This is a genomic window from Halovivax asiaticus JCM 14624, assembly GCF_000337515.1.
Taxonomy (GTDB): domain Archaea; phylum Halobacteriota; class Halobacteria; order Halobacteriales; family Natrialbaceae; genus Halovivax; species Halovivax asiaticus.
In genome coordinates this window covers 207,687-220,078 of sequence record NZ_AOIQ01000021.1, presented here as the reverse complement: position 1 = coordinate 220,078, position 12,392 = coordinate 207,687, and the positions used below count along the sequence as shown (strand labels likewise).

Here is a 12,392-nt window from a genome sequence, read left to right as displayed (position 1 = left end):
GTATGGACAGTGCGGCGTTCGGGCTCGCTGGGGCCGGCCTGCTCGTCTTCATCCTCGGTGCGCTAATCAAATACGCCGGGATGGTCGAACTCGTCGCCGGCTACGACCCAGACACGGTCACCGACGACGAAGCACTCGCGAACGTCGTCGGGACGAACGTCATCGCCGTCGGCGTACTCGGCCTCGGGTGTGCAGCCGTACTGGTGCTCGAACCGACAGCCTCCTCTGTCGGCTGGCTCGTCTTCACCCTCGGGACCGTCTTCTTTGCGGTCCGTGCGATCCGCGGGGCACGGCGGGACGACACGAAGACATCGAACTGATCAGTCGACAGGAGTAGATTACCGGTCGAATGACAGTCAGGATCGGCTGCCCAACTCACCCGAAATCAGCAAGCGCCGTCTGATCCCGCTTCAGCGGCCGGGCGGTGTACCCGTATTCTGTTGCGAGCACGTCGGCGAACTGCTCGTCGAACCCGTGCTGCGTGTACACGAGCTCCGGATCGGTCGACCGCACCGTCTCTATCAGTTCGTCGAAATCACAGTGATCGGTCAGCGGGAAGGTGACGTCGTAGTCGCCGCGATACAGGAACGAGTCTTCGACCGCCCACCCGGAGAAGCCCGCCTTCAGCGCTCCCGTCTCGTCGGCGATCGCATCGATCCAGTCGCGACGAGACTGGTTCGACGGGACGACGACGATCTCGTCGGTGAGGGCCTCCGGTTGCAGCTCCGATATCGAACCGCCGTCGACAGGCTCGCCGGCGAACGCAATGTCCGTCGAGGACTCGATCGCCCGGTTGACCTCGTCGATCGTCCGCGAGACGAGGATTCGCCGTTCCGTCGCCTCGGCGGCGAGCCACTGCAATTTCTGGGCGCGGCCGAGCGAATAACCAAAGAGAAACAGCGGCCGATCGGGGTGGTCCCGGATCCAGTGATGGATCGACGCTTCGAGGTCGGCCTGGTCGGGAAGCCGGTAGCGAGGATGACCGTAGGTGGTCTCCATCACCAGGACGTCGACGTCGAGGGCCGCCGGATCGAATCCCTCGAGGTAGGCCCGGTCCCGGGTCGAGAAGTCACCGGTGTAACAGTACCGGGTCCCGTCTGCGGCCTCGATGACGGCCGCTCGCGACCCGACGACGTGCCCTGCCGGAACCAGCTCGACGCCCGGCGCAGCGGAAACCGAGTCGAACTCGACGCCCGTCCGGGCGGTCGCGATCGCCGCCGTCTCGGCCGAGCAAACGACCGTCCCGGGACTGGAACTGAACGTGTGGTCGGCGTGGGCGTGGCTCACGACGTTGACGTCGCCTGCGGTACTGCGAGCGTCGGCGACGACGTGGCGATCGAGGTCGAAGTGGATCCCGTCCCGGTGCGTGACGCGGCGTGACACTGGCCAGCGTAGGGACTGGATCGTTGTCGGCCTGTCGGTCCTCCAATGAGAGACGTGTCAGCCGACGAGGGGGAACGACGGTCCGGTCCCGACGTGGATTTTTTGCACCGGCACGCGAATCGGCCCGTATGAGCGATCGGACTCGCGCACACATGTTCGTCAGCGGCACGGTCCAGGGCGTCTACTACCGGGCGACTACCCGTGACACCGCCAGGGAGCGGGGTGTCGACGGCTGGGTGACAAATCTGGACGACGGCCGCGTCGAGGCCATCTTCGAGGGTCCCGAGGACGCCGTCGAGGGAATTGTCGAGTGGTGCCACGAGGGCAGCCCCGCCGCCGACGTCGACGACGTAACGGTCGAGTACGGGGAGCCGCAGGGCGAGGATGGGTTCGAGATCGAATATTAAGCGCAACCAGCAGTGACGGACGGGCGTCGATGCGAAGTCGTCACCGTGATCAATCGTCCGCGGTCCGATACCGGTCGAGCCACGGCGGTTCGTCTGTGTGATCCCACTCCGCCCACTCGGCCTTCTCGCCGGCGTAGTACGCCCGATAGGCCGCGACCGGATCGTCCGGGTCTCGGTACTCCGCCGGCATGGCCTGCGGTTTCGGCGTCGGCGCTGACCCCGGAAAGTCGATCGCGTCGGGGTCGATCCGGTCGATCACCGTCCAGCTTTTGTGATCGTCGTCGTGATCGTATCGCGCTTTGAACTCCGCGTTGAGGGCGCTCGCGTGGTCGCGCAATTCCAGCCAGTTGGCCCGCGACTCGGTCGCCCAGCTGGTGACCGGGTGGTCCGTGTGGGTGGCCTGATACAGAAAGTCCCGTTCGTACCCGTTCTGGCGAGCCGCAGTGCAGAGGACCTGCGCCGCTTCGAGGAGCATCTTGTTGACGTGCTGGTCGCAGTGATACCGGGCGGCCAGTTCGGGCGACTCGTCCAGCCAGAAGACGTTCACGTTCCAACCTAGCCGATCTGCGGTCGAAAGGGTTTCGTCCGGACCGCCAGTCGAATCGACCGCCACCGTCCCACACGTTTTTCGCCACGTCGGCCGAATCGGCGGGTATGCTCACCGGCAGACGGATGGCCGCCGTCGACGAAAACGCCGCGGCCCTGGGCGTTTCGCAGGCCCAGTTGATGGAATCCAGCGGAAACGCGGTCGCCCGGCTCGTTCGCGAGGTCGCCCCACCGGACTCGACGGTCGTGGTGGTCGCCGGTCGCGGGAACAACGGCGGAGACGGGTTCGTCACCGCCCGGTTTCTCGACGGCGGCGAGCCAATGGGCGAGTCGAACATCGAGCACGTCGAAACGCACCTCCTGGGACGAGCCGACCGGATCGGGACCGATGTGGCCCGACGAAACTGGGACGCGCTCGTCGCAGCCGATGCAGACGTCCGCGAGGTACGAGACTCGACCGCGTTCTCGCTCCCTCCGGCCGACGTCGTCGTCGACGCCATGCTCGGGACCGGTATCAGCGGGGCCATGCGAGAACCCGCAGCGACGGCCGCCGAAGCGATGGCCGCATCGAACGCGACGGTCGTCTCGGTCGACGTTCCCTCGGGCTTCGACGCGACCGACCCGGACGCAAACGCGAACCCGGTCGGGGCCGACTACGTCGTCACGTTTCACGACATAAAGCCGGGCCTCCCCGAACTCGACGCCGACTGTCGGGTCGCGGACATCGGCATTCCGGCCGCAGCCGAGCGGTTGGTCGGTCCCGGCGACGTCGGCCTCGCACAGCCGACGTCGCGAACCGGTCGGGCCTACGTCGTCGGTGGCGGGCCGTACACCGGCGCTCCGGCGCTCGCCGCCCAGGCGGCCCTGCGAGCCGGGATGGAACTCTCGTTCGTCGCAGCCCCCACCGGGGTCGCAGACGAGATTCAGGGCTACGCCGCGGACCTCATCGTCCAGCCCTACGACGGCGACCGACTGACACCCGACCACGTCGACGAACTCGTCGAAACGGCCGAACGGTACGACGACGTGGTCGTCCTCGGCCCCGGCCTCGGCAGCGCCGACGAGAGCCTCGCGGCGGCCCGGCAGTTCCTCGAAGCCTACACCGGCCCCGCAATCGTCGACGCGGAAGCGCTCTCGATCGTGCCCGATCTCGAGACGGAGGCGACGCTGGTCTGTACGCCGAACGCCCGCGAACTCGAACGGATGGGCGGCCCGGCTTTCGACGAGCCTCGTAGCGGCCGCGACGAAATGGCGGCCATCACCGACGAGATCGAGGCGTTCGCCGCGGACCTCGGCCACGTCGTGCTCGTGAAAGGGGCCGACGACGTGGTTTCGGACGGCGAACGGACCCGGATCGCGCGCGTCGGCGTCCCCGGCATGGCTGTCGGCGGCACCGGAGATCTACTCGCCGGGATCACAGCGGGGCTGCTCGAACACGCCGACCCGTTCGAGGCCGCCTGCGCCGCGGCGTACGTCAACGGCCGCGCCGGCGAAGTGCTCGCCGACCGGTGGGGCGGCAGCGGCGGACTCGGAATAACGGCCTCGGACCTGCTGACCGAGATCCCCGGCGTCCTGTGGGGTGAGAGTGATGACTGACGAGGAACCGGACCAGGCCCGTCACACTGCAGACGAGCCCGCATCGACGGACCTCACGCACACGACGGAGGGCGGAGACGTCCAGATGGTCGACGTGGGTGAGAAACCCGAATCGAAGCGGCGGGCGGTCGCCACCGGGAAGATCCGAATTCAACCGTCCACGGTCGAGGCAATTCGGGCGGACGAGGTCGGCAAAGGGGACGTGCTCTCGACCGCACGCGTCGGGGCGATCCAGGCCGTCAAGCACACCTGGGAGACGGTCCCCATGTGTCACCAGATACCGATCACGAACGTGGAGACGGACGTCGATTTGGACGACGACGCCGTTACGCTCACCGTCACCGTGGAGACGACCGGCACGACCGGCTGCGAGATGGAGGCCCTCCAGGGCGTGACGACCGGACTGACCGTCGTCTGGGACATGGTCAAGGCGGCCGAGAAAGACGAAGACGGACAGTACCCGGAGGCGCGGATCGAGGACGTCCGCGTCGTCGAGAAACGGAAAGTGCGAGTCGACCGGGACTGACGGGCGTCGAACCGCGAGAGCGAAACCTTCGTATCGACGGCGGAATCTGACAGGACATGGAGACCGCGCTCACCGAGGAACTCGGCATCGAAGCGCCGATCGTCCAGGCCCCGATCGGCAGTGCAACCACGCCGGCACTCGCTGCCGCCGTCTCGAACGCGGGCGGTCTCGGTCACCTCGCCGTCACGTGGCGCGACCACGACGAAACGCGACGAGTCATCGAGGAAACCGCAACCCGGACGGACGCGCCGTTCGCGGTCAACCTCGTTCTCGACGACGCAGCAACCGAACGGCCGACCGCCGCGCACGTGGAAACGGCACTCGCCGCCGGTGCACCCATCGTCTCGTTCTCCTTCGGCGACGCGGCACCGTTCGTCGAGCAGGTCCACGACGCCGGTGCGCTGGCGATCCAGACCGTCGGGAGTCAGGAGGCAGCACGACGGGCTGTCGACTCCGGCGTCGACGTCGTCGCAACGCAGGGGATCGAGGCAGGCGGCCACGTCCAGAGCGAGGTCGCGACGACCGCGCTCGTCCCACGGGTGGCCGACGCCGTCGACGCCCCGATCGTCGCGGCCGGCGGTATCGCAGACGGCCGTGGAATCGCCGGCGTGCTGGCGCTCGGTGCCGACGGGGCCTGGCTGGGGACCCGATTTCTCGGCGCGACGGAGGCGAACGTTCACGACCGGTATCGAAGGCGGGTGTTCGATGCCAACGAAACCGAGACGCGACTGACGACACTCTACGACAAAGGCTGGCCCGGAACGAGCCACCGGGTGCTGCAGTCCGAAACGATCGAGCGGTGGGAGGCGGCGGGTCGGCCACCCCCTGGCGAGCGTCCGGGCGAATCCGACGTGATCGCGACGAGCGACGAGGACGAACCGATCGAACGGTACGACGAGGCGCTTGCGACACCAGCGGTCGATGGGACCATCGACGAAATGGCACTGTACGCCGGACAGAGTACCGGTCTCGTCGATCGATGCCAACCGGCTGGCGATATCGTCACCGAACTCGTCACGGAGACGGCGGCCGCAATCGACTCACTTCCGGCCGGCCAGCAGCAGTGATTGTGCGACGGCGCGTCCTGACCATGGTGGCGCTTGCACGCCCACGGGCAGAAGGTACTTTTTCGCCCACACGTAACGACGGGCATGACAGACGTGGATCCGGACGCCGACACGGGAGCGGGTGGCGACGAAGCGCTGCCAACAACGGCCGGCACGGTCGAGGAATCCGTCCACGTCACCGACCCGAGCGAGGCGTTCCAGGCGCTGGGAAACGACGTCCGCACGGGAATTCTCCGGGCGATTCGCGATCGGACCGACGACGAAGCCAACGCGGGTCGCGTCTCGTTCTCGACGCTCTTCGAAACCTCGGCCGTCGATACGACGGCCGGCTTCGCCTACCACATCGACGAACTGGTCGGGCCGTACCTCTCGAAGACTGAGGAGGGGTACGCGCTGACCGCGACCGGCAGACGCGCCGCCCGCGCCATCGAATCCGGCACGTACACGCACCAGGTCGACCGCCAGTCAGTCACCGTCGACGATCCGTGCCCGTTCTGTCGGGACCAGGAACTCGTCGCCGCTATCGACGACAACGAAGTGGCCATTACCTGCGAGGCGTGTGAGCGGTCGATCCTCCGGATGGACTTTCCGCCGGCCGGGCTCGACGCCCACGGCGACGACCTCCCCACCGCCTTCGATCGCCACCACCGACACCGCATCGCCCACCTCGGTGACGGCGTCTGTCCCGAGTGTGGCGGCCCCGTCGAGTCGCGTCTCGACGTGGTTCGCCCAGACCCCGGCGACGAACCAGCCCGCGAGTCCGTCCCGGACCCGGTGCAGGCGTCGTTCACCTGTACGGCGTGTGGATACGGGCTCCGGTGTCCCGTCGCGCTGACGCTGCTCGATCACCCCGAATTCGTGGCGTTCTACCACGAGCACGACGAGTCGATCGACCAGCGCCCGATCTGGAACATCGGGCGCGAGTGGACCGAGACGCCGCTGTCGCACGACCCGATGGCCGTCCGCGTGGCGGTCACGCTGGACGACGAAACCGTGGAGTGCTACGTAGACGGCGAGTGCACCGTCGTCGCCTCTCGCCGGATCCGTGCGGAGGCGGCCGACACCGAACGGAACGAGTGCGATACGACGACGGCCGGGTCGGACGTGGCACCGGAAGCCGACGTCGCGTAAGGAACCCAACGTCGTGTCAAACACTGCGACGAACCCGCAGCCTGCGTTCGTCGCGAGAACCGCTACGACGCCGTCTCTTCGAGAACCGTCGCGATTTCGTCCGTCGATCGGGTCGTCACTTTCGGGCCCGGTTCGATCGTCAGGCACTCGTAGGCATCCGGGTCGGGCTCGTCGTCATCCGCAGCGAGTCCGTCGAGCGCCGTGGTCACGGCATCATCGACCGTGGTTTCGATGTCCGCGGCCGCCGGGTCGAGTGAGGACTCGAAGGACTCTCTGATCGTCGTCGAGCCTTCGCCGATCCCGACGGCACGCCAGCCGTACGGCGTCCCGCTCGGATCGAGTTCGAAGAGCTGACCGGCCGAGCCGGCGCCAGACTGTGCCGTCGAACCCCCAGCACCGTTCTGGTCGATGCCCGCGATCAGGAGCGCCGTTCCGTAGGGACGCGTCCCGCCGGTCTGGGTGGACTCCTGGATGTGATCCGCGAGCGACGTGGTCACCGATTCGACGGGCGCCGGCTCCCCGTATCGGAGACGGTGGCGCTGGGCGGCGACCCGGGCGCGATCGACGAGCTGGCGGGCATCGGCAGCGTGGCCCGCCGACGCGATCGCGATATGATCGTCGATCCGGTGAAGTTTCGCCACCGAGTCCGCCTCGAGCAGCGGCGAGGCGCGTCGCTTTCTGGCTGCGAGGACGACGCCGTCGGCCGCGCGAACGCCGACGGCGGGTGATCCGCGTTCGACCGCCTCCCGGGCGTACTCCACCTGGTAGAGGCGACCATCCGGCGAGAAAATCGTCTGACCGCGGTCGTAGGCCTGCCTGCGAGTGTCGTCCATCTCAGGCCACCTCCTCGTCCGCGGTGTCGGGAGCCGAGCTCGCTCCATCCGCTCCGGCAAGCGCCTCCCGACCGAGGCCGTTCGTCCGTCGCTCGGAGAGGCCCTCGCCGGTGATCGTCGTGATCGTCATCCCGTCCCCGCTGGCGACGTCCCGTTCGGCGGCGGCCGCCAGGGCGTCGGCGGCGATCGGTCGCAGGTCGGACACCGGCCGGGCCGGTTCGTACGCGCCTTCGAGGGCACCGTAGGCCAGTTGCATCCCGCTGCCATTGGCCGCGTACGCGTCTCGCATGACACCGCCACCGCCGTCGATCCAGTAGACGGCCGACTCGTCGACCCCGCCGAGTAACAGCCCGATCGAGCGGAACTGTCCGTTGCGGATCAGTCGACCTGCCGTCGTCGCGAGCGCATCAGTCGGCATCGGACGCCCGTGATCGAGTTTGTAGAGCTGGCGTTCAGTCCGCAACTGATCGACCACCGACTGCGCATCGCTGACGCCGCCGGAAAAGGCGACGGCCGCGCGCTCTCCGATCGGTTCGACCTTCCGCGCCGACCGATTGGTCACGAAGCGTCCGCCCAGACTCACGCGAGCGTCCGCACCAAGAACGACCCCGTCGTCGCCGCCGAGAGCGACGATCGTCGTCCCCGTGGAGAACTCGTTCGCCGACTCGTGCGCTGTTCCTGCGGGATTTTCACCCGATCGTTCGATCATACCTGCAGGAAGACCCCGCGCCCATTATGTGTTAGCTAAAATATATTTTAGCCGGCGGCAGGAACGAACGATCGTGGCGAGCCGTCCCGTGGGAGTAGCGTCCGACGCCCCGACGTACGAGGGTCAGTGGGTCTAAGTACGTGCTCGCGCAACCCAGTCGCATGACGCTGTTCGGGACCGCGGGAATCCGCGGACCGGTCGCAACCGAGGTCACGCCCGCACTCGCCCTCTCGGTCGGCCAGGCCGTCGGACGGACGGTCGACGGAACGGCCGACTCGGGAGGAGGACCCGACTCGCCGACCGTCGTGCTCGGGTACGACGGTCGGGAGACGAGCGAGCCCCTTGCCGCAGCGATGGCCGCAGGACTTGCGAGCGCCGGAGCGAGGGTTCGGCGAGTCGGCCAGGTTCCAACGCCAGCACTTGCGTCCGCGTCACAGGGCCGATTCGGCGTGATGATCACCGCGAGCCACAATCCGCCAGCCGACAACGGGATCAAGCTCTTCGACGACGGCGTCGAGTTCGATCGCGACGCCGAACGTGAGATCGAGGCCACCGTGGAGACCGCTGAGACGGCAGCCTGGGATCGGTGGGGGACGATCGAACGCGCCGACGTCCTCACGTCCTACCGTGAGGCCGTCTGTACCTACGTCCGCGAACAGTTCGACGGGCAACCACCGGGGGAGACCGGGGCAGAACAGACCGGCGCACGGCCGCTCGCCGACCTGTCGATCGCGATCGATTGTGGAAGCGGCGTCGGCGGGGAGGCTACCCCACAGGTGCTCGATCGCCTCGGTGCCGCCGTGACCGCGCTCAACGCGAACGTCGACGGCCACTTCCCGGCCAGAGAGAGTAAACCGACGCCGGAAACCCTGTCCGACCTGCGGGCGTTCCTCGCCGACGGCGACTTCGACCTCGGCCTCGCTCACGACGGGGACGCGGACCGCCTCGTCGTCTGCGGCCCGGACGGCGACGTCGTCCACGAGGATACGATCCTCGCCGTCGTCGCAGCCCACTACGTCGAGTCGTCGAGCGCCGGCGACCCCGTCGTCGTGACGACACCGAACGCCTCGGCACGGATCGACGAACTGGTGGGCGCCGCCGGCGGCCGCGTCGAACGCGTGCACCTGGGTGCGCTCCACGAGGGGATCGCTCGCGTCCGTGCCGGGGCGGATGCGGAGACGGCCGTCGTCTTCGCGGCCGAACCCTGGAAGCACATCCACCCGGCGTTCGGCGGCTGGATCGACGGCGTCGCGAGCGCCGCCGTCGTCGCCGCACTCGTCGCCGCGGCCGGCGACGTCGCGACGCTCCGGGATCCGGCCACCGAACGACCCTACCGGAAGGTGAGCGTTCCCTGTCCGGACGAGCGGAAAGAAGCAGCCATGTCGCAGCTCGAAACGAGCCTACCGGAGCGATTCCCAGCGGGCACGGTCGAAACGGAGTACGGCATCAGGATCGAGTTGCCCGACGCTTCGTGGGTACTCGTCAGACCGAGCGGGACGGAACCCTACGTGCGGCTGTACGCCGAGAGCGACGAGGTTGACGAGGTCGTGGCCGAGGTCCGAGACGCGATCGAAACGGCGGTCGGCAACTGAGGACGACGACCGGTCACCCAGTCTATATTGATTACTCTGGAGGAAGGCCCGACAGCACCGACACACAGTCTCGAATCGCCACACTGCTATCTGACCCACACACTGCTATCCGACCCACATACCCCCCATGGCAACCTACTACGTCATCTCCAGTCCGGATCACGATGCCGACAGCCCCCACAGTTCCGAGTGGCCGAAAGAACTCAGGCTCTCCTTCGAGGACGAAGAGATCAGCCTCTTGCAGGGCAAGGGCCACGGACTCGGTGGTTCCTTCTACGACTTCGAGGAGTTCCGGGTCGCGGAGTGGACCGAATTCATCGAGGACTGTGCCGGCGAGTGGCTGCTCGCGGAACTCTCGAGCCACGAGTCATTGACTGCGATCGAGGAGACGGACTTCGTCCGAACGATGAACAGGCATACGACGCTCGAGACGGAAGAACGCTGACGACACGGCAGGCAGGTTACACCCCGGACGCGTCGTCCGTTCCGGGCCGGACCGCCGGCGTGATCCGTCTGCCTTCGTAGGCCGAACGATCGGCCTTGAATCGCTCGACCAGGTCGGCGGCCGACGTGTCGCCGGCTTCGATCGCGGTGACCTCCGCGGTCGTCAATCGGACGGAGACATCGAGCTCGACGGGCCCGCCGAGCAAGAACGTGAGAATCCACTCCCCATCGCGAGCCAGCAAGACGTAGGCGTATCGTTTCCGGTCGAGCACCCGCATTGGTCGGTCGAGAGCCGACACGGAGTAAACAGTTCCGACAGAAGCGAAGGCTTTTGCGCTCGCTATTCGCCTCTTTGGACATGTTTCTCCCCCAGTTCGGTGGGACAGTCCGCGGCGGTGTGCGATGATGGACAAGCCGACAGTGCAGTGGTGGACTCGCCTCGGGTCTGAGCGTGAACGGTTCGGGACAGACGCAGCGCTGGCCGGTGACGATGGGCTGTACGCCGTCGGCTGGTACGATGTGGGGGACCGCACTGGCGATGGATTCGGTGGCTTCCTGCAGCGGCTCGGTCCGGGCGGGACCGTCGACTGGGAGTACCCTTGGGGCCGAAATCGACGGCCGAAGGCCGTCACGGTAACCCCGAGTGGCCCGGTCGTCGCTGGAAAGAGTCTGTCGACCGACACGGATCAGCCCGAGGAGGATCCGCCATCCTGGCTGGCGTCGATGACGACCGCTGGCGTCCGTCGGTGGGAACAGGAGTACCCGTCCGGTTCCGGAGACAGCTTCGAGACGGTGGTTACGGCCCCGGACGGCGTCGTCGCCGGCGGCCAGACCGGCAGCTACTCCCGACGGTCGCCGGATTCCTGGGAGCGAGTGTACGGATCCAGCAATTGGCTGCTCGCCGCTGACGTCGACGATGGCTCCGAACGCTGGCGCGAACGGTGCGCCGGCACCGACTGCAAGTCGCTCGTCGCCGACGAACCGGGCACACTCAGATACGTCAGCGGCTCAGCCGTTACGTGGGTTTCACCCAATGGAGCCACCGAACACAGCGAGTACTACTACGCCGAGACTGGAAGTTCCGACACGCTCGACAGCATCGCCCCGCACGAGCACGGCTCAGCCACCAACGGCCCCATGGACAGTGACCAGCCCCGTGCTGGCGCGAGCGTCATCGCCGGGAAGGCGTGGGAACGATCGGATGCGAACGACGCCAGATTGCTCGTCATCGATGCCGACGGCGAGATCCTGCTCGATCGAGCCACTGGATTCGCAGCGACAAGCAATTTCGGACGGGATGCAATCGCACTCGACGACGGATATCTACTTTCGGGAACTGCGCTCTATGGTGGCGGGTCGCTCCCGTGGCTCGCCTGGTTCGACACCGACGGAACGCTGACGGACTATCGGTTCGTCGTCCGCGCTCCCGATTCGGCACCGGAACTCGTCTCTGCTACCCCCGATGGTCCCACAGGATACCCCCATCGAAAGTCACCACGCCGACATCGATCGCCTCGTTTCGACACGGAACGGGCTGTACGTCGTGTACAACGAACGCGACCGCTCGCAGCACCCAGAACACAGACAGAGTTGGGTCGGTTTCCTCACCTAGGAAACGATGGGTTAGACGGAGTTGACTGTTGGCAGGCACCAGTGGAATTATATCTCACTGGGCCGTCTCGAACGGTGATGGTCGACGAGTCCCCCGAATCCGCACAATCGCAGGACCTCAAAACCGTCGAGGACGAGCGGTTCGGGACGTTCGAAACAACGTCGACAGGGAACAGGTATTCCACGGCCGCCGAGTGGAACAGCAACGAGGTAGAGTTGATCCTCCCGCGCTCCGAGACCAGCGACGGGCTGTCCGGCCTCGCCGTGGCGAAAGAGCTGTGGGATGACCAGTCATTGTGGACAAAAAAGATTCAGGAGTACGCCATCGACGAGTTGCTCGAACTGAAGAACGTCGCCTGGACCGAATCGGACGAGGACACAGTGACCGCCGAGGAGTTCAAGCACAGAATGGAACTGAAAACCGTCAGCATCGAACGCGACGATGGTTTCACGTTCTGGCATTACGATAACGACCTGTTCTTCGGCCACAGAATCAAGGTCAGTGGCTCCCTCTCGGCTGGAATTACCAGGGCGTATCTGTGACTGT

14 protein-coding genes are annotated in these 12,392 nt (G+C 66.7%); 9 read left to right on the top strand and 5 right to left on the bottom strand.

Features of this window, described 5'->3' with window-relative positions; translation table 11 throughout:
• Nucleotides 1-2 precede the first annotated feature (2 nt).
• Entirely contained in the window at nt 3-320 is a 318-nt protein-coding gene (locus tag C479_RS13630) for a hypothetical protein (RefSeq protein ID WP_007703694.1), read from the top strand.
• A gap of 55 nt (nt 321-375) precedes the next feature.
• Here the strand turns inward: C479_RS13630 and C479_RS13625 are convergent, their stop codons facing one another.
• Nucleotides 376-1,383 carry a hypothetical protein gene (locus C479_RS13625; RefSeq protein WP_007703693.1) on the bottom strand — a complete coding sequence of 336 codons (1,008 nt, stop codon included), beginning with the start codon at nt 1,381-1,383 and terminating at the stop codon, nt 376-378.
• A 128-nt stretch (nt 1,384-1,511) separates the two neighbouring features.
• Between C479_RS13625 and C479_RS13620 the strand changes: the two genes are divergently transcribed.
• The gene (locus C479_RS13620; protein WP_007703691.1) at nt 1,512-1,790 is read left to right on the top strand and encodes an acylphosphatase; all 279 of its coding nucleotides are present in this window, start codon (nt 1,512-1,514) and stop codon (nt 1,788-1,790) included.
• A gap of 49 nt (nt 1,791-1,839) precedes the next feature.
• Here the strand turns inward: C479_RS13620 and C479_RS13615 are convergent, their stop codons facing one another.
• Nucleotides 1,840-2,337, bottom strand: a complete 498-nt coding sequence (locus tag C479_RS13615; protein ID WP_049907406.1) for a hypothetical protein — start codon at nt 2,335-2,337, stop codon at nt 1,840-1,842.
• Nucleotides 2,338-2,444: 107 nt separating this feature from the next.
• Here C479_RS13615 and C479_RS13610 point away from each other — a divergent pair, with 107 nt between their 5' ends.
• The 4 genes from C479_RS13610 to C479_RS13595 all read left to right on the top strand — a co-directional run bounded on the left by C479_RS13610 (nt 2,445) and on the right by C479_RS13595 (nt 6,656).
• Entirely contained in the window at nt 2,445-3,932 is a 1,488-nt protein-coding gene (locus C479_RS13610; protein ID WP_007703687.1) for a bifunctional ADP-dependent NAD(P)H-hydrate dehydratase/NAD(P)H-hydrate epimerase, read from the top strand.
• Nucleotides 3,925-4,458 carry a cyclic pyranopterin monophosphate synthase MoaC gene (gene moaC, locus C479_RS13605; protein WP_007703685.1) on the top strand — a complete coding sequence of 178 codons (534 nt, stop codon included), beginning with the start codon at nt 3,925-3,927 and terminating at the stop codon, nt 4,456-4,458. Before C479_RS13610 ends, moaC begins: the two co-directional genes overlap by 8 nt.
• A 56-nt stretch (nt 4,459-4,514) precedes the next feature.
• A complete protein-coding gene (locus C479_RS13600) occupies nt 4,515-5,525 on the top strand; it encodes an NAD(P)H-dependent flavin oxidoreductase (RefSeq protein WP_007703683.1) in 1,011 nt (336 codons plus the stop codon).
• An 84-nt stretch (nt 5,526-5,609) separates the two neighbouring features.
• Nucleotides 5,610-6,656 carry a DUF7351 domain-containing protein gene (locus C479_RS13595; RefSeq protein ID WP_007703681.1) on the top strand — a complete coding sequence of 349 codons (1,047 nt, stop codon included), beginning with the start codon at nt 5,610-5,612 and terminating at the stop codon, nt 6,654-6,656.
• 62 nt (nt 6,657-6,718) lie between these two features.
• Here the strand turns inward: C479_RS13595 and C479_RS13590 are convergent, their stop codons facing one another.
• Nucleotides 6,719-7,489 (bottom strand): archaeal proteasome endopeptidase complex subunit alpha, encoded by a 771-nt coding sequence (locus C479_RS13590; RefSeq protein ID WP_007703679.1) that lies wholly within the window; start codon nt 7,487-7,489, stop codon nt 6,719-6,721.
• Nucleotide 7,490: 1 nt separating this feature from the next.
• Nucleotides 7,491-8,198 carry a 20S proteasome subunits A/B gene (locus C479_RS13585; protein ID WP_007703677.1) on the bottom strand — a complete coding sequence of 236 codons (708 nt, stop codon included), beginning with the start codon at nt 8,196-8,198 and terminating at the stop codon, nt 7,491-7,493.
• Nucleotides 8,199-8,359: 161 nt separating this feature from the next.
• Here C479_RS13585 and C479_RS13580 point away from each other — a divergent pair, with 161 nt between their 5' ends.
• Complete coding sequence (locus C479_RS13580) at nt 8,360-9,790, top strand: phosphoglucosamine mutase (protein ID WP_007703674.1); 1,431 nt, start codon at nt 8,360-8,362, stop codon at nt 9,788-9,790.
• 127 nt (nt 9,791-9,917) lie between these two features.
• Nucleotides 9,918-10,235, top strand: coding sequence for a hypothetical protein (locus tag C479_RS13575; protein WP_007703671.1), 318 nt, complete (start codon nt 9,918-9,920; stop codon nt 10,233-10,235).
• A gap of 16 nt (nt 10,236-10,251) precedes the next feature.
• On the opposite strand, the gene C479_RS13570 is transcribed toward C479_RS13575, so the two are convergent.
• Nucleotides 10,252-10,512 (bottom strand): hypothetical protein, encoded by a 261-nt coding sequence (locus C479_RS13570; RefSeq protein ID WP_007703669.1) that lies wholly within the window; start codon nt 10,510-10,512, stop codon nt 10,252-10,254.
• A gap of 127 nt (nt 10,513-10,639) precedes the next feature.
• On the opposite strand from C479_RS13570, the gene C479_RS16840 reads away from it, so the two are divergent.
• The gene (locus tag C479_RS16840; protein WP_007703667.1) at nt 10,640-12,388 is read left to right on the top strand and encodes a DUF2262 domain-containing protein; all 1,749 of its coding nucleotides are present in this window, start codon (nt 10,640-10,642) and stop codon (nt 12,386-12,388) included.
• The last annotated feature ends 4 nt before the right edge of the window (nt 12,389-12,392 follow it).